The sequence below is a fragment of the Sulfidibacter corallicola genome, from assembly GCF_017498545.1.
GTDB lineage: Bacteria > Acidobacteriota > Holophagae > Acanthopleuribacterales > Acanthopleuribacteraceae > Sulfidibacter > Sulfidibacter corallicola.
In genome coordinates, this window is the sequence record NZ_CP071793.1 from 1,729,634 (window position 1) to 1,746,538 (window position 16,905).

Genomic DNA, 16,905 nt, shown 5'->3' on the forward strand with positions numbered 1-16,905 from the left:
GGGGAGCGCATGCAAAGGACCTCGCCGTGGATGAAAAGAACCCCGACTCGAACAGCCCGCTTGCGAAGCTATCCCGTGACATCGACCTGTTGAACGCCGCATTGGCCCCGGCCAGGGCGCGCTGGTCCCAACGGTTCGATTTCGACGAGATCGCCTACGATTCCTATTACAGTTGCCATCCGCTCGTCTTTCGGGAGGCCTTTCCCGAGGCGAACGAGGAACGGGTCCACCTCCTGACCCTCGCCTGCCACCATTTGGCCCGGGCCGCCTGCTATGCGGACGACGTGATGGACGAAGCCCAGGGACCCCACTCGCCGACCCGATTCCTGATGAACCTGCACGCCCATCACTTCGAGTGCTACCAACATTTTTTCAAGCTCTTCGAGGTGGGTCATCGCTTTTGGGAGAAATTTCACACCTGCTACGCCGCCTACACGGAAGCGTGCCTGACCGAAGCCGATTTCGTACTCGGCAAGCGCTCCTGGTCGGATTTCGACGAGGTCACCGGTCGGCGCGTCATCGTCGATTACCTGGGCATGTCCCACATCGGGATCTGGGGATTGGCGGCGCTCACGGACCGCGAGGCGACGGCCGAAGCGGTGGTGGCCTCGGAACGGGCCTACCATCTGGCCCGCCAGCTTTGGGACGACCTGTGTGATTGGAAGCTGGACCTACAGCGCGGTTTTCCGACGATCCTGCTGAAAAGGGTCCTGCCCGAACAGCCCACCTGGCAGGACAAACGCGAACTGCAACGCCTGGTACACCGACTCGCCGGGAAGATCTACTACCAGGGTTACGCCGAAACGGCGATGTTGGAAATCCTGGCCTACCTGGACCAGGCCGAAACGGCCCTCGGCGCTTTGACCGTGCCGGTCTGGCGCGGGCTGATTCAAAAACTGCGCGGTGAGTGCACCCGGTTGCGGCGCGATATGAACCAACTGATCCAAACCAACGTGGACCGCTCCAAGGAAACCAAGGCATTCGATTTCGTGTTGGCCCCGCCGAGGAATCCGCTCGACCACATGATTCAGGCGGCCGCCACGTTCGTGGTCGGCCAATGGCAAAAGGGTTTGGGCGAAGTGCGCCACATCATGCTCCTGGCCGACGATGGCGACGCATCCCGCGGGGAGTCCTATCGTCACGGCGATGTGTTTCAGCGGGCCCTGATCGCCGATGCCCTGCAGGACGCCGATCGGATTTTGGACGGCGGCCTGAAACCGGTCATCGACGAGGAAGTCGTGTACCTTCTTTCACAGAGGCAAACCGAGGGCATGGGCGGCTGGAAATACGTGCCCGACATGGCGGAACTCCCGCCCGATACCGCCAACCTCGCCCAAATGATCCTGGTCCTGGTCGGCGCCGGTCGACGGGACGAGGTCGATCGACTGTGTCGACCCCTGATCGAGGTTCTCTTGCGCGACAACACCCGCGAGGACGGCGGCATCGAGACCTGGATCGTACCGGCTGGAGCGGATCTTTCGAAACAGGCGGATCGGCGCTGGCTCGACGCCTTCAAAGGGGGCGCCGGACCCGACGTCGAGATCGTGGCCAACATGGCCTACGCGCTTCTGCATTACGATCCCGAACACTACGAAGAACCCATCCGCAAGGCCGCACATTTTCTGGAAGGGCGCATCGAAGAGGCGGGCTGCTGGCGTTCGCCTTGGTGTTTCGGTCCCTTCTTTCCCACCTACTTGGCGCTCCGGCTGTTGACGCGGGTCCAGCCCCAATCTCCGGCGATCCTCGAGGCGAGGGACTTCCTGTTGGCGCGCCAACAGGAGGACGGGAGCTGGGGCCAGGGCGGGAAAAACGATCCGCTCGCCACCGCCCACGCGTTGCTCGCCCTCCGGGAACTCGAGGATGATGTGGCGCCGGAGCTGCTGCACACGCGGGTCCGGAACGGCCTGCGGGCGCTTTCGCGGACCCGTCGCTCCCAAAGCGGTTGGCCGGCGGTCCATTTCATCAAGTCCCGGTTTCAGCATCCCTACTCCAGCCAAACCGTCACCACGGCATTCGCCCTCAAGGCCGCCTCCGTCTGGCAGGCCTACTCCATGGACCACGACCAGGTGGTTTCCGGAAAGTGGCGGGCCGCGAAGGGAGAACATCGATGAAGGTACTGTTGACGACACCCGGAACACCGGGCTTCCTGTTTCCGACGATCGGCATCGCGCGGGCACTGGTGGCCAAAGGGCACGAAGTGGCGTTCGCCACCAGCCAAACGGCGGGCGACCTGCTGCGAAGTGCAGGTCTGGAACGCATTCCCCGCACCGAAAAAGACGGACACAGCTTCGAAATCTTCAATTGGTTCCATCCGACCGCGATCGGGCTCCAACTCAAACACATCCACTACGCCACCAAGCACTTCGGGCCGGATCTGTTGTTGGGGCATCCGCTGACCATGGGCACCTACCTGGCCGCCGAGCTGCTCGATTTGCCGCTCGCCGTGATCGGCTCCCCCAATTTCCTGTGGCCCGTGGCGGGTGATCGCGACCCCGAATCGATTCGGCGCCGTAAATGGCGCTGGCGGGACTTTCTCAAGTACTACAACCTGGCGCGTCAGGCGCTGGGCATCGATCGGGTCGATGTGTCCCAGGGCAACCCGTTCCTCGGCGATCTGTATTTGATGCGCAGCCTGGCCGAGGTGGAGCCGGAAGCGGCTCACTTTCCCGAGAAGGTGAAACTAGTCGGTGATTGCTTGTGGGAACCGCCCGAGACCAGCCGTGCCGTGGGCCGGCTGCTGCGGGAAGCCGAGGAAACGGGAAGGGAACTGTGGTTCGTGCAGGTCGGCCGGTCGTTTCAACGGACGTCCTATTTCCACTCCTTGGTGGCGATCGCCGAACGCAGGCATTGGCTGTTGGTGCTGTGCCGCGACCGCATGGATTTGGACCTCGACGGACTGCCGGAAAACATGCGCGTGTTCGATCACCTCCCGTTGGGTCAGCTCGCGCCCAGGCTGGGCGGCATGATCGCGGTGGGCGGGCCGACGGCCGTGCTGAGCGGATGGCGTCACGGCGTGCCCATGCTGATCATTCCAGGCGGCTCGGAGCAATGGGACAGCGCCGATCACGTGGTCGACGCCGGTGTGGGCACCTCGCTCGTGCCCGAGGAAGTGACGCCCGACTTGTTGCTGCGCACCGTGGAGGAGCTGGCGGCGGACGAGGGGATTCGCCGTCGTTGCGGCGAAGTGTCCCAGGTGTTTCGAGCCTTCGACGGTCACCGCTGCGTGGCCGATCACCTGGAAAACTGGGCCGATGAACGCTTGGGCATCGGTCAAATGGGCTATTCTGGAGTCAAATGAGGAAGGCCACATGATGGAAGCCAGCCGGCTGGAGTTCGATTCGGACCAGCCCATCGACAGCGCGGAGCGAAAGCGATCCTACCTGGTCAAGACGCCGGGCGGGAAATACCTCAAGGTGACACCTTCCGCCTACGAACTGCTCCAGTTGGCGCAGGAACACACGGATTACGGCAAGATCGCGGGTTGCCTGACGACCAAGTCCGGCGAGCCGGTGACCGCCGAATGGGTGGAGAAGGCCTACAACCACCTGATGGAAAAAATCGACCGCATCGAGAAGAAGGACAGCACCATCCGCAAGGGATTCTGGATTCGGCAGGAAATCCTGCCCGCCTCCTGGGTCAACCTGATGTCGGCACCCATGACCCTGGCCTTCAGCGCCACGGCGGCCTGGACGTCCCTGGCGCTGCTGGTCGTCACCTTCTTCGTTTCGCGGTCGACCTGGTCCACCTGGACGCTGGACCTGAGCTTCGCCAACCTCGCCTGGGGTTACGTGCTGTTGCTGGTTTCCCTGATCATGCACGAGTTCGGGCACGCCAGCGCCTGTCTTCGCTACGGCGCGGCGCCCAGCGGGATCGGCATCGGGGTCTACATGGTGTATCCCGTCTTCTACAGCGATGTCACCTCGGCCTGGTCGCTGAAGCGCTGGCAGCGGGGCGTGGTCGATCTGGGCGGGATGTACTTTCAGACTGTCTGCGGCTGCCTGTACCTGCTCCTGTTCTCGGCCACCGGCCTGCAGCCCTTTCTGATCGGCGCCATCCTGATCGGCAGCAACCTCATGTTCTCGCTCAATCCCGTGTTTCGGTTCGATGGCTACTGGGTCATTTCCGATTTTCTGGGGATACCCAACCTGAGCCAACAGAAGGAGCGGGTCGCCAAATTCGTGTTCGACTACTTGCGCGGCAAGCCGGTGGAGCCGTTGCCCTGGTCGCGGGGGCTCTCCATCTTCATGATCGCCTACAGCCTGGTGGGCTACCTCTTCTATGCCCTGTTTTTCTTCGTGATTCTGCCGCGCCATTTGGACCGCATCCTGGACTACCCCACCATCGCCGGCGACTTTTTCCGGAAACTGTTTCATCCGGACCAGATGCCCACCCAACCCGAGGTCATGACGTTCCTCGGCACCAGTTTCGGCGTCTTTTTGGCTGGATTCCTGTTGTGGCGATTCGGCAGTGCCTGGGTGCTCAAGGGTTGGCACGCCCTGCGTTCTTCCAAGCTGTTCGGCGCAGGACGAAACCGGCAAGGTGTCCCGAGCGGGCTGTCCCGCGAATCGAAGAAGTAGTCCTCTTGGGCGGCCGCGTGGCCGAGCGATCGGGTGGGGCCAACCGTGCCCATGCCGATGGGGTCACCAGCGGCAGGCACCTTCATTCGGAAGCGTTTCCGTCATCGCCGTTCCCTGATCCTTGCTGCATCTGTGATCGCGCGTATGACAGAAATGCCTCTTCGATCCATAAATCTCCGGGAAAGTAACAGGCCAATTCATCGCCGCCGGCAAACGGCGCGGGCGGGGTTTTCCCCGGCTCCGGCGTGGTGATGCGCCATGCGCAATCGACGATATCCACCCTGGCGTTGATTTCCAAGCGCCTTTGGTTCTCGAAAGTGATGACGATGTCGTCGGTTTCGGTGACGTAGGCATCGGCAATCGGTTGGCGCTTCAAACTGTAAATCATCGCGACTTGTGCGACCTCTTGCGGATCGGCTCCATTCAGAAGAGGGACGGGAGCCTTTGTCAAGAATTGGTTCAATGCTTCTTCTTCGGGAAAGGTGATTGCGTGAAAATTGAGGATGAACCCACCCGAAAACCTCATTTCCCACCAATCGGCGGAGGATGCTTCGACGATGAAATCCTCGACCATGAGGTGCTTCATGATTTTGGAGGCTTGATCGCTGTCGATTTTCGTCATTTGTCTCATGAGAATGCCTCCGACCATGCGGCGTCGCGTTTTTGGGATTTCGTACACCGTGAAAAATAACGGGGCGTGATCTGGTGACGCAAATCCGGTCCTGAAAGTATACCCTTGAAACGGAGGGTGACTCGCGGAGGTCGGTGTCATTCTCTGGATGTGATCCGCGCGAAGAATCCGAGGTCGATGTAGCCTTGGGGTTCGGGGCTTTCTCGAAACAAAGTCGCTCGGAGTTCCCGAATACTGAGAGATTCGTCGTGCCCGGTAGGTTCAGCAGGGGCGGTAAGCCCGCCGGCTGAACGATTCGAAGTGACCCATGCCAGGAGTTCCCTCCTGCTTTGAGGATCGGCATGGTGGTAGGTTGGGCCGCTGGCCCGACACTTCGAAGCGATCAAAGCTGCACGCACACGAAACACCAAAGAGCGGAGCGGATTCGTCGGTCCGCTAGATCTCTCGATGATCGAGTTCGATTTGTGCTTGATCACTTCGATTGATCGAGCAAGCTGGCAGGCCGGCCGTGCTCGACCTGTGGGCTTTACGTCTCTTGCGGGCATGCGGGCTCCCTTGGCCTGCTCACTTCGCGGTGTTTCTTTCTCGAAATCGAGCCGGGTGTGCCCGCTGGTCTGCGGCTCTCTAGAAACAAAATGGTACCTTTAATCTGAGCTGGGTCTTGCCGTCGTCGAACCAATATCGGGAAACCCGAAAAGTTCGCAACCAGGAAAAGCCAGGAAATGGTGTGCCACCAAGTGTCCAACCTTTCCTGGCTTCCGGAATTCCTGGTTACCTGCTTCATTTTTCAGGAGCATGGCCCATGGTCCTTCGCCAGAAACCAAGTGCGAAATTTCTTTCCCGAAATCGAGCGGGTGTGCCCGCTGGTGCGTGGCTCTCCTGAAAAAGCAGAAAGCCGATCCCTTACGAAAGACAGGACAGGTCTCACACGACGAAAGGGCTCGACATGTCACGAGCCAGGCCATCAATCACAGGCGGCCCAGCTCGATATGGCGCGCAACAGATCGACTTGATCCACCGAACCGCTCGCGTTCAAATCGCCGGCACAGGGAACGGGACAGTCGCCGGTTTCATTGACGAGGGTGGCGAAGTCCAACACGCTGGTTCTTAGATCCATATCGATATCGGCTCCGCACCAAGTTTCGTTTGCGGGACGAAACGTGTTGAATCGAAACGCCTTACTGATCGCAATCCCACCCGGAGCGGCTGGGTCCGAAACGTACCAGCGACCATAATAGGGACCGTTCGATGGACTGGCGCTTGGGTCGATCGTCAAGTTTACCGAAGCGTAACCCTGACCCTCGCCGGTACCCTGAAGGGTAACTTCGCGACGGGCGAAACCCGCTTGGGCGGGGATTTGCGCGGTCACGCCCGGATCCTGGTCGTCGACAACCAGGACGGCGGCGGCGCCGCCAAGTCCCTGGGCAATCGCGACCGTAAAGTTGTCACTGCCGGCGATGGGTGGCTCCAATGCGATCGGTCTCGGTTCGAATCCGCCGGAGCCGGCCAACCCGATGCCTTCGATTTGGGGGACCCGGTCCGATTGGCTGTATAGGATGACTGGATCGAACGGGGCCGAACCGGCTTCGACCCGTGGATCGATCAAGGGACGCTTCAGGAAGGCGATCAGTGCGGCCCGCTCTTCCGCGGTCACGTTGTTGCGCGGTCGAATGAACCCGGGCTTGTTCGGTGCGTCGAAATCACCGCCACGCAGGTAGAAATCGACGACGTCTTCGAGGGTTTCGAAGCGACCGGTATGGAAATAAGGTGGTCGCAGGGCTACATTGCGCAGGCTAGGGGTGCGAAACTCGCCCAAATGATCGGGGTTCCCGGTTTCGCCAAATCGGCCGACATCTTCATCCGGAGGACGAATACCGATGAAGCGAAAGCCGTTGTCGGTGAGTGGCCCGCCCTCGTGGCATGCGTGACAGTTGTTTTCCACGAACACCTCCAGGCCCAGTTGTTCCTGGGCGGTAAGCGGGGTGCCGCCCCGTAGGGCCACGTCCAGCGGGGTCTGGTCGGAGTACAGAATACGTTCATAGGTAGCGATGGCCATGGCGATGCGCGCGGAGGTCACTTCGGCGGTGCCGAAGGCTTCCGAGAAGAGTTCCGGATAGGTGCGGTCGCCGATCCATGAATGCAAGGCGGCTGGCACGGCTTCTGCCAACGCCAACGGTCGGGCCGCGGCAATCCGCGTCACCACCTCGCCCCATTCACGGTTGACGTGACCCATTTCCACATCGCTTACCGGAGGGCCCATGACCTGATTTTCCAGGGCGCCATTGCCCCGGATGAGGACTCTGCCGGTATCCGGATCGAAGAACCGGTTCCCGGCCCGTCCGTCCCAGAACAGGCTGTTGGCGTATGCGACATCGATGGACGGTGGTGTTTTTCGACCGGTGACTTGGGGTTCGCAACCGAAATGGGTGATGGTTCCGTAGGTCCCGTCGTCGAAGTGGAGCGAGACCCCGAGTGAGCCCACGACGTCGTCCTCGGTGCCCAAAAGATTGTCGGCGCCAGGATGGAAGGGTTTCGGAACGTCGCCGATCAGACGGGGATCGCAGCCACCCGCGGAGGGCAGGTGACAGGTTCCGCAGGCAACGGTTCCGTTGGAAGAGAGTTGTTCATCCCAAAACAGGGCTTTACCCAAATAGGCCTTGGCCGGCGTAACCGGGTTTTCCTCGGGTTGGGGTGGGGGTGACAGGGGTGCGGGGGGCTCGTTCACGACTTGAGCCCCGAGAAACGATACACAGACATTGAAAAGGAACAAAAACGAAACGGCTCGATGCATACAAGGACACTCCAAAGGAAAAAATGCCTTTCTTCCATGGCAGATCACCAAACACGGGATTTGGTTGAAACGAGAAATGTATCGATGGGCACATTCAACCAAGATTTCCCCGTAACCGACGTGACCGGAAACAAAAAAGCGTATCTTTCAGGAATATTTCGCCCGCGAGGGTCGAGACACTTGCGCGTCCGAAATCCTGTGTTTCGCGTTCAGGCTTGTCCGGGGCGGATCGCCTGTTGGTAGATGCGGACATCGCCGTTGCAGCCTTCGAAAAGGCCCGGCTCGTTCACGGTTTGGTAGCACCCGATTAGCAGATCCCACATATTGCCATCCGCCGGGATGTCGGGGATCTCGACCGTGTCTTTCTGCATGCCGTCGATGTAGAGCGTGTATCGGTTGCCTTCCCGGACGCCCACCTGGTGGTACCAGGTATCGGCCGTCATGCTCGATGCCAGATCGTAGGTGATACCGGACTGGGGGTTGCCACCGACATTGAAGCGGAGTTCCCGGTTCACGAATCCCAGGTATAACTGATCCGTTTGGAAGGGATTCCCCTTGGAGATCACCGCCTGATCCGCCCCGGCGGCGAGTGTGGACGCCGCCGGTTTGATCCGGACCGGTATGGTTATCCGCTTTGGGGTGCAGTTCCGCATCGTGAGCCACGGCGACATAGTCCTGGCCTGCGGCGCCACGGAACTGCCTTCCTTGAACCATTGGTCCGGTGCAGTCGATCGTTGCCAGGTCCCGATCGAAGAAACCTTCCGAGTAGCGACCGTTCAGATCACGAGGACCTCGATCGAGCGCGAGAGGAAGAGCCTGCGTTTTCCCCTTGTAGGCAAACGCATAGATATAAGCGCAATAATTCCTTCAGATTAGAAGAAATCTGAAAAACGCGCGTGTGCCTACAGGTCTGGTGTCGATCGGGCGCACTCTGATATCTTCAAAACCGTTGGGGGTAAACGGGTTGAGAGCTTCTCGAGGAGCTCTTTTACCTCGGGGACCACCCGATTTAATCGAAAAAAACGATGCGTTTTCGTCTCGCACTCAGTGGCTTGGACCTTCTCCAATTTATTCCGGATCTGAAACCAAGACTGGCCACTTTCACACTCGGCAACCCGCTCGATCAGCAGCGCCAGGACACAGATTTTGACGTGGGATTCGATCCGGTTGGGCAGCCAGTGGTAAAGTGGCGAGATTCGGATTTGGGATCGTTTCAACGATCGAAAACAACGCTCTATCGTCAACAGACTCTTGTATCCTTGTGCTGCTTCTTCCATGCTGAGGTGCTGGTCATTGGTCTGCAGGACCCACTTTCCGTCGTATCTCGCAGCTTCCCGGACCGCGCCCTTGTCGATGCGGAGGTTGTTCCGTGCATCGACAATGAGATAACGACCGTAACGTTGGGAAGCCCGCAGTTGGACCGCCCATTTGGCCACCGCGCTTTTGTTCTTGCGACCACCGAGCTTTTCCTCGAGGTCGGCCACCACTTCCGTACGGTGTGCGCGCTGGCGTTCGGCTTCTTTCGGGTTGTAGCAGACGATGTAACGATAATCCTGTATCCCGTCGCCGATCACTATTTCCTTGGCTTGGAGATTCTCGCTGATCACCTTGAACCGGCCGGGATGGGCGAGGACCTTCTTCTTGATTTCGGCGACGTTGGCCATGCGACAGGCCAGCAGGTACCGCCCACAGGCTCGGGCCAGGGTTTTTCGATTCTCCTCGGAGTTCATGCCGGCGTCGGCGACGAGAATCGCGCGACCCAAGTTCCACTGGCGGAGATCGGCTTTGATGGTTTCGAAGGTCGACACATCGGCGGTATTCCCTGGAAACACCCAACTTCGCACCGGGAACCCTTCACGAGTCACCGCAAGTGCCACGACGATCTGCGGGCTCCAATGACCCTCCTTGGACTTGCCGTACTTTGGAAACGCTAGGCTAAAAGGGGGTCTTCCGCAATTTTGGTGAACGGAAGGTAGATGATTCGCCTTCAGCACTTTGGCGTGACTTATGCCTCTATCTACTTTGTTTCTGAATGGCATACAGGTACTTTTGGAAGGTGGTCGTCATGATGCCCTTCTCCATTTTACCCACTGGAACCGATATTCGAGTGCTTTGTCTGTCCTATAGTGTTCGCGGTATCGAGATCCACTGCAAAAGCCCATGCACCGGCGACGCCTGCCCACGCTGCGGACGGGTTTCCCGTCGAATTCACAGTCGCTATGAGCGAATCGTTTGGGATGGTGCCTGGCAAGCCGTGGCAGTGGCGCTCATCCTTAAGGTTCGAAAGTTCTTTTGCGACAATCCCAAGTGCCCACGAATGGTCTTCTCTGATTCTTTTCCCGAAACTGCTCCGCCCTACTGTCGACGAACTCAAAGGTTAACCTCCCAGCTTCTCGACCTCGGTTTGGCCCTCGGTGGTGAAGCGGGATCTCGTCTCGCTCGAAAACTAGGGCTCGATTGGAGTGCAGACACATTGCTTCGTGTCATTCGCCATACTGAAATCCCGCCATTGGACAGGGTCCGCGTTCTTGGGGTCGATGATTTCGCATTTCGACGAGGACAGCGGTACGGTACGATTTTGGTCGACCTCGAACGACACAAACCTGTCGATCTTCTCGAGGATCGGGGAGCTGCCAACCTCAGCGATTGGCTTCAAACCCATCCCGGTGTCGAGATAATAAGCCGCGATCGCTGGCGTCCCTATGCGAACGCCGCCACTACAAGCGCTCCGAAAGCGATTCAAGTCGTCGACCGTTGGCACTTGCGGAAAAATCTTACCGAGTTGCTTGAAAGGCTGGTCCAATGATCGGGACAATCGCTTGCCGATGCTTTTCGGTCAAGAATCGGTCCGGTGTCCGGGTCGAGTCAGGAGCCACAGGGTAAAGACTCAGAGGTCCAATTGATAATGCCATCAAACGAACCAGAGAAGGTCGGCCGGCGCTTTCAAAATACCGAAAGACACTATCGTGACATCCAAGCCCTGAAAGCCAAAGGATTAGGCATCCGAGCAATTTGTCGGACCCAGCGCCTTGGTCGAAACACGGTAAGGAAGTATTTCTACATGGAGAACCCACCTGTGCGATCGGCAACCCGTACAGGGACATCTCTTTTGGACGGTTTCAAGGAGTACTTGTGGCAGCGATGGTTAGAGGGCTGCCACAATGCTTCAGCCCTCTGGAAAGAAATCACGGCCAGGGGCTTTCGTGGGTCTCGTGCAACAGTAAGGGCATATCTCACCCATTATTGAATTGGCGTGGAGCAATGGGCAGACGGAAGGTCAGGTGAATCGTCTGAAGAAAATCAAACGCGATATGTATGGAAGAGCGAAATTTGATTTGTTGCGAATTCGGGTACTGTCTGGCATTTGACCGGCGCAGAAACCACCAGATTCGCCAGGTCAAGGTCTGTCAGAAAATTTCCCCCAGAAGAAGCATGCCTGGGGAGCGTTCACCAAAATTGCGGAAGACCCCACTTAGGGAAGCGTCCACACACAACAGGCAAGTCACCATTTTTCACTTCACTACCTCCAACCCCAAGTACTCCTGAAACTCCTCCTCTGAGTGGGTTTCTATGAACACCAAAAAATTCGCATCCACCACAACAAGCTCGCCATTACTGAAATCGAAAATCAGAGGCTGCAGCTTATGTCGAAATTGAACCTTACCCACTTGATTAAGGGCTTGAAGGACATTATTGTGCTGAAGCGTTTCACTCGATGGATGCATGGCGCGGATACGGTGGAAAAGGTTGTTTGGACGAAGTCCCCGACGAAGTTCCTGAATAGGAGATGTAACTACTGTATAGCAAATCCACTTGTACATCTCTAACTGGGTTACACCTAGCCCTTCGGCAAACTTAGTAAGGAAATTTCGATAACGGGCAGCTTGCTCATCTGCAACTGACCGCAACATCGTTCGCACGTCCTCCTCGGTTCCGATCGATTCGTTCTCTTCCTGAGTTTTCCAGATTTTATGCTTCTCGCACAGGCGATAACAGATTTCTTGAAGCAACCCAATAGTACCTTGGCAACCCTTAACCAAAACCTCCTTCACTGGTTTCGGAAAGGTTACATTTAGCAAAGACTCGCCCTCCTCAATCACTTTGTGAAGGTAGCAAGCCTCCCAATGATCCGCATTAATGGTTGCGATACGCCCAGAAAGGTCTCCGTTGTAAATGGTTAGCTTATTCGTTTCAAGCCACACACCGACGATAATAAAAGTAAAATTAGATACTTCGTGGAATAGTTTGAGGTCAAATGCGATTGCTTGCTGTACGTTTTCATCTAGATAATGAAAGTCTTCGACAACAATGTACCGCTCGAATCCTGCAATTTCTAGTACACGAACCACGTCGTTGGCATCTTCCGGATCAATTTCAAAATCCGTTGTCTCCATTTTATTTTCACGAGTCTTCTCGTGTTCCCCCCCAGCACTCACCGACCCTTTGCTGAAAAAAGGTACTGAAACCCCTGCAGTGAGCTTCGCAAGTAGTTTTCGCTTACCACCAAGAGTGACTGAATTACTCACTTCGCACTTCACACCTGCATGTTTGAGAAGCATTTCATATAATGAGGCTTTCGTAGAATCACGCGATGACTGAATTACAATGTAGTCTTTCTCTTCAAGGTGGTATTTTCTTAAGCAGGTCTTTCCCTGTTTCGATGCACCATGAATAACGATATGTTTGTCACGAGTAATATCATTAAGGAATCGATCATCAATCCCTTCACGCTCGACATAGGTTTTTGGTACTTCCCGAGCCGTTCCAAATACGTTTTTAAGGTCATTGATTTGTTCAGCAGCCATCACTTACCTCCTATTGCACCCTTGACATATTCAGTTCGTACAAATCGTTTCAATCTAAACCTTGAAACAGTAACTTATGGATTCAAGATCGTTCCCATAATCGAAACTTTCTATAGGCTTTTTAGAATAACTGAGTTTCTACCCAAAATAAAGCAATAAATTGGATATGACTGATTATGAACTCTAATAAATATAGATAATCATAGTTATGCCTAACGAAAAACGATCTCGCATAGGTGTTCTCACCAAAGAAATTCCGTCCGGCATCAGGTTGCCAATTGGCCTAATAAAACGTGAGCAAATAAACTCAGACGGAACCATTTGTAGTGACGACCGGCAACCTACCCTACCCAATCGATTCTCAAAATTCACGACAACCACCGAAAAGAGCCACCAAACCAAACACTGGCCACAGTCCGAAGGTGGCTGTGTAGACCATCGAGCTCAGGAAATTTCCCAAGGAAAAAACCATCGATGCACAGAATCCTGGGCTCTCGGATAACTCATGACCTCTTGGATACGAATTGGTATTTCCTGCAGACAGTTTAAGTTTTGGCCCCTCTTCCTTTACTCGAATGGGACCCGACGCGCAGCCTCGTGTGGTGGTGACCGTTCCTGGTCAGTGGTAACTGGGTCGAGCCCCCTACCCTAATGTGAAAACACCTTGATTGCGGCTCAAACGCCCGCGATCGAGGTATTTTCACACTAGGGCGGAGGGTACGTCGTCGCCACCCAGATACGATGGACATCCGCGTAGTCAAAGAGGTCCGACATTGCGTCGTTGAACTCGACATTATTAATCACTTCGCCAAAAGCAAACAGTAAGCGCTTAATCCGTCGCGGGTAGGCACTGTGAAGCGGGATTGAGATAGTGAGGCATCTCAAAACGGAGGTGTTCCCATGCGTAATCTATCTGAAGCTCGTGCCCAGAAACGGGAGCTGTGGCAGGCACGCATTGAAGACTGGCAGGCGTCTGGATTAAATCAGTCGGCCTACTGCCGTCAACAGGGCTTGGCGCTGCCGCAATTTCAATATTGGAAGCGACGCATTTCTGAAACCGAGCCTCGTCGCGGACTTCGGCTCGTCCCCATCAAAATGGGAAAAGAATCCAGCGCCGCCTCGGAGAGTCGAGAACCCATCCGCCTCCACGCTCACGGCTACACCCTTGATACGCACTGACGCTCGCGTGTTTCTGGCGCTGGATGCCGCCGATATGCGCAAAGCGATCAACGGGCTTGCCCTGTTGGTCGAGCAGGAGCTCGGGGGACAGCTCTTTTCCGGTGATCTATTCGTGTTCAGCAACCGCAGTCGCACGCTCGTGAAGATTCTCTACTGGTCGCCCTCTGGCTTTTGCCTGTGGATGAAGCGGCTGGAAGCTCAGCGGTTTCGTTGGCCCGCCAACGAACTCGAGGTCCTTCAAATCGGCCAGCGCGAACTCACCTGGCTGCTGGAGGGTTTGGATATCCACCAGGCCCACGAAACCTTGCAGTATACGACATGCACCTAATCCGGAGATCAAGGCCTTGGATCACCAACGTAGCCTACTGGTTTTTAGTAGGTTGTGCTAGGCTAAGGATCATGAACAATGCCGCCGTATCGCTCGCAGAGCAAAACGAAGCACTCCAACAGGCGCTCGCCCGCAAGGACGCGCAAATCGCGGCGTTGGACCAGCATATCGGACTTCTGGAAGAGCAGCTAAGGTTGTTGAAGGCCAAGGCGTTTGGGCCCAAGAGCGAACGCATGAGCCAGTTGGTCGGCCAGCAGGCGTTGTTCGACCTGGATGCGCTTGAAGCTGACGAGAAGCCCGCCGACGCCGAGTCTGCCTCGGATGATGATGTGCGCGAGACGATCACCTACAAGCGTCGCAAAAAGCGCGGGCCACAACCCTTCCCGGACCACCTGCCGCGGGAAATTCACAAGCACGAACTCCCACCGGAAGACCGGCAGTGCGCCTGCTGCGGCGAAGAAATGACCGTGATCGGCAAGGATGTCACGTGCGAGCTGGAGTACGAGCCTGCGGTCGCCAAAGTCGTCGAACACCATCACTACAGCTATGGCTGTGCGCCCTGCAAGCAGGCCGACGAGGTCCTGGAGGCTCCGATCAGGTCTGCGCCGCGCGCGCCGCGCCTGATTCCCGGCAGTATGGCAGGACCCGGCCTGCTGGCCTTCGTGATCGCCTCCAAATTTGTGGACGGCCTGCCGTTCTACCGGGTGGAACGTCTCATGGGTCGGTTGGGTGTGAAGCTGGGGCGAGCAACCATGTGTAACTGGGCGCGCCATGTAGGCAACCGCTTGGAACGGATGTGGGAACTGCTGCTTGCCCAGGCAAGGCAGCACACCTGGCTCCAAATGGATGAAACCACGGTTCAAGTCCTCAACGAACCCGGCAAAGAGAACACCACGAAGTCGTTCATGTGGGTGATTCGCGGTGGACCACCGGATACACCCATCGTTTTGTTTCATTATGATCCAAGTCGATCGGGCTCAGTGGCGGCCCGATTGCTGGAGGGATTTCAAGGCACGGTCCAAACCGATGGCTATGCCGGCTACGACTTTTTGGGTCGCGCACCTGGGGTGGTGCATGCCGGCGATTGGGACCATGTTCGCCGCAAGTTCGCGGACTTCCGCAAAGCCTTGGGACGAAAAGGCAAAGGTGGGAAAACAGGCAAAGCGGATGAAGCCCTGAAGCTCATTGGCGAGATGTACGAACTCGAACGGGAGGCCAGGGAGAAGGGCTACTCGGCCACAGAGCTGCTGGTCATGCGCGATCAAAAGTTGCGACCGAAGATTGGCGGGTTCAAAGCTTGGTTGGATCATTTAGCAGGCCGCGTCCCACCCAAGAGCCTCCTGGGAAAGGCGATTCATTATGCGCTGGGTCAATGGCACAAACTGGACCTGTTCTTGGACCGCGCGGAGGTCCCCATGAGCACGGCTTTGGTAGAAAACGCCATTCGCCCCTACGTGATTGGCCGAAAAGCGTGGCTATTCAGCGGCAGCCCGGAAGGGGCTCAGGCGAGCTCGCGGATATATAGCATCGTCGAGACGGCAAAATTAAATGGTTGGGAGCCGTACGCCTATTTAAAGCAATTGTTCGAGCGCCTGCCTACCGCCGAAACCGACGCAGATATCGCACGCCTCTTGCCAACATGCGCTCCAGAACCCAACACGAGCCCTGCAGAGCCCGACGCGACGCAATAAGCGCTTACCTTGAAACCCGGTGGCCGGTGTGCCGGACGATCGGCAAACCGACCACCGGCAATCCGTGGTCCGCTTATCCCGGCCCCCGGCCTGGCGGCGACTCAGTGGTAAAAATGGTGTTTCGTCCTCAAAACCATGCCGGGATAAACTCCCAGACCTCAATCCTCAATCTCGGGCGTAGTGCTTCAAAAACATCGCGATCGAATCATCGATGATCGCCTCCACCTTCTCCGGAGCGGGCAGGGGCTCGCCCATCAGGAACTTCGGCCAGAACAGGAACGCCTTCACCAATGCGACCAGTTGGGTGGCGGCGTAGTCGGGATCGACCGGCACGAGGCGCCCGTCGGCGATCGCCGCGCCGATCAAATCCGCGAAGCCCCGGTTGTGGCCTTCGAAGCGTTCGAGGATCGCGTCGGAGATCTCCCCATCCTTCAGGAACTCCGCGACCAGGATCCGCGAGAGCGTCATGTAGGCATCCGAACTGATTTTGGTGAAGTAGGCTTCCAACGCCGCTTTGAGTTGGACCTCGATCGGTACGCCCGCATCGTAGACGATTCGGCCGGCGGTTTGATGCTCGGCGATCGTCAGGTCGATGATCGCGTAGAAAAGTGCTTCCTTGCTTTCGTAGTGCTTGTAAAGCGTTCGTTTCGAGACATGTGCGCGTTCGGCGATGCGGTTGATGCGGGCCCCCGCGAAGCCGGTTTCGCGGAACTCTTCGATGGCCGCCGCCAGGATGTCGGCCTGCTTTCGATCGCGTAACTTGAGCTTGGCTGAAGGGATCACGGGCACTCCAGGAAAAAAAGTAAACAATCTGGTGTACCATCCCGTAGACGGGTGATATGGTAAACATTCTTGTTTACTTTTCTGCCGCGGGTCAAGTGGATTTCTTCGACCTTCATCGCG

At 57.0% G+C, this 16,905-nt stretch carries 13 protein-coding genes; 7 read left to right on the forward strand and 6 right to left on the reverse strand.

Annotation, left to right across the window (positions count from 1 at the left end; all coding sequences use genetic code 11):
* Positions 1 to 26: 26 nt before the first annotated feature.
* From J3U87_RS04985 to J3U87_RS04995, 3 genes are read left to right on the forward strand one after another with little or no spacing between them, the layout of a single operon-like run.
* A complete protein-coding gene (locus tag J3U87_RS04985; protein WP_237381931.1) occupies positions 27 to 2,111 on the forward strand; it encodes a prenyltransferase/squalene oxidase repeat-containing protein in 2,085 nt (694 codons plus the stop codon).
* The gene (locus tag J3U87_RS04990; RefSeq protein ID WP_237381932.1) at positions 2,108 to 3,298 is read left to right on the forward strand and encodes a glycosyltransferase; all 1,191 of its coding nucleotides are present in this window, start codon (positions 2,108 to 2,110) and stop codon (positions 3,296 to 3,298) included. Before J3U87_RS04985 ends, J3U87_RS04990 begins: the two co-directional genes overlap by 4 nt.
* 10 nt (positions 3,299 to 3,308) lie before the next feature.
* Positions 3,309 to 4,577, forward strand: coding sequence for a zinc metalloprotease (locus tag J3U87_RS04995; protein ID WP_237381933.1), 1,269 nt, complete (start codon positions 3,309 to 3,311; stop codon positions 4,575 to 4,577).
* 82 nt (positions 4,578 to 4,659) lie between these two features.
* On the opposite strand, the gene J3U87_RS05000 is transcribed toward J3U87_RS04995, so the two are convergent.
* The 4 genes from J3U87_RS05000 to J3U87_RS05015 form a co-directional block, all read right to left on the reverse strand.
* Complete coding sequence (locus tag J3U87_RS05000) at positions 4,660 to 5,208, reverse strand: hypothetical protein (RefSeq protein WP_237381934.1); 549 nt, start codon at positions 5,206 to 5,208, stop codon at positions 4,660 to 4,662.
* Positions 5,209 to 6,172: 964 nt separating this feature from the next.
* Positions 6,173 to 7,933, reverse strand: coding sequence for a cytochrome-c peroxidase (locus J3U87_RS05005; RefSeq protein ID WP_237381935.1), 1,761 nt, complete (start codon positions 7,931 to 7,933; stop codon positions 6,173 to 6,175).
* A gap of 275 nt (positions 7,934 to 8,208) precedes the next feature.
* Positions 8,209 to 8,670 (reverse strand): LamG-like jellyroll fold domain-containing protein, encoded by a 462-nt coding sequence (locus J3U87_RS05010; RefSeq protein ID WP_337249571.1) that lies wholly within the window; start codon positions 8,668 to 8,670, stop codon positions 8,209 to 8,211.
* Between the two features lie 231 nt (positions 8,671 to 8,901).
* Positions 8,902 to 10,038, reverse strand: a complete 1,137-nt coding sequence (locus J3U87_RS05015) for an IS1634 family transposase (RefSeq protein WP_237381936.1) — start codon at positions 10,036 to 10,038, stop codon at positions 8,902 to 8,904.
* Between the two features lie 26 nt (positions 10,039 to 10,064).
* Here J3U87_RS05015 and J3U87_RS05020 point away from each other — a divergent pair, with 26 nt between their 5' ends.
* On the forward strand, positions 10,065 to 10,805 hold the full coding sequence (locus J3U87_RS05020; protein ID WP_237381937.1) for an ISL3 family transposase: 741 nt from the start codon (positions 10,065 to 10,067) through the stop codon (positions 10,803 to 10,805).
* A 706-nt stretch (positions 10,806 to 11,511) separates the two neighbouring features.
* Here the strand turns inward: J3U87_RS05020 and J3U87_RS05025 are convergent.
* Positions 11,512 to 12,804 (reverse strand): hypothetical protein, encoded by a 1,293-nt coding sequence (locus J3U87_RS05025; protein ID WP_237381938.1) that lies wholly within the window; start codon positions 12,802 to 12,804, stop codon positions 11,512 to 11,514.
* Positions 12,805 to 13,704: 900 nt separating this feature from the next.
* Here J3U87_RS05025 and tnpA point away from each other — a divergent pair.
* The 3 genes from tnpA to tnpC all read left to right on the forward strand — a co-directional run bounded on the left by tnpA (position 13,705) and on the right by tnpC (position 16,002).
* The gene (gene tnpA, locus J3U87_RS05030) at positions 13,705 to 13,983 is read left to right on the forward strand and encodes an IS66 family insertion sequence element accessory protein TnpA (protein ID WP_237381939.1); all 279 of its coding nucleotides are present in this window, start codon (positions 13,705 to 13,707) and stop codon (positions 13,981 to 13,983) included.
* Entirely contained in the window at positions 13,970 to 14,311 is a 342-nt protein-coding gene (gene tnpB / locus J3U87_RS05035) for an IS66 family insertion sequence element accessory protein TnpB (protein ID WP_237381940.1), read from the forward strand. The genes tnpA and tnpB overlap by 14 nt, the downstream gene beginning before the upstream one ends.
* Positions 14,312 to 14,382: 71 nt before the next feature.
* Positions 14,383 to 16,002 (forward strand): IS66 family transposase, encoded by a 1,620-nt coding sequence (gene tnpC / locus J3U87_RS05040; protein ID WP_237381941.1) that lies wholly within the window; start codon positions 14,383 to 14,385, stop codon positions 16,000 to 16,002.
* Positions 16,003 to 16,167: 165 nt separating this feature from the next.
* Here the strand turns inward: tnpC and J3U87_RS05045 are convergent, their stop codons facing one another.
* A complete protein-coding gene (locus J3U87_RS05045; protein WP_237381942.1) occupies positions 16,168 to 16,785 on the reverse strand; it encodes a TetR/AcrR family transcriptional regulator C-terminal domain-containing protein in 618 nt (205 codons plus the stop codon).
* Between the last annotated feature and the right edge of the window lie 120 nt (positions 16,786 to 16,905).

Bases quoted from the DNA above. Each gene is read 5' to 3' on its own strand.
- J3U87_RS04990 (WP_237381932.1), top strand. From the start codon at position 2,108: ATGAAGGTACTGTTGACGACACCCGGAACACCGGGCTTCCTGTTTCCG.
- J3U87_RS04995 (WP_237381933.1), top strand. From the start codon at position 3,309: ATGATGGAAGCCAGCCGGCTGGAGTTCGATTCGGACCAGCCCATCGAC.
- J3U87_RS05000 (WP_237381934.1), bottom strand. From the start codon at position 5,208: ATGAGACAAATGACGAAAATCGACAGCGATCAAGCCTCCAAAATCATG.
- J3U87_RS05010 (WP_337249571.1), bottom strand. From the start codon at position 8,670: ATGTCGCCGTGGCTCACGATGCGGAACTGCACCCCAAAGCGGATAACC.
- J3U87_RS05015 (WP_237381936.1), bottom strand. From the start codon at position 10,038: ATGCCATTCAGAAACAAAGTAGATAGAGGCATAAGTCACGCCAAAGTG.
- J3U87_RS05020 (WP_237381937.1), top strand. From the start codon at position 10,065: ATGATGCCCTTCTCCATTTTACCCACTGGAACCGATATTCGAGTGCTT.
- J3U87_RS05025 (WP_237381938.1), bottom strand. From the start codon at position 12,804: ATGGCTGCTGAACAAATCAATGACCTTAAAAACGTATTTGGAACGGCT.
- tnpA (WP_237381939.1), top strand. From the start codon at position 13,705: ATGCGTAATCTATCTGAAGCTCGTGCCCAGAAACGGGAGCTGTGGCAG.
- tnpC (WP_237381941.1), top strand. From the start codon at position 14,383: ATGAACAATGCCGCCGTATCGCTCGCAGAGCAAAACGAAGCACTCCAA.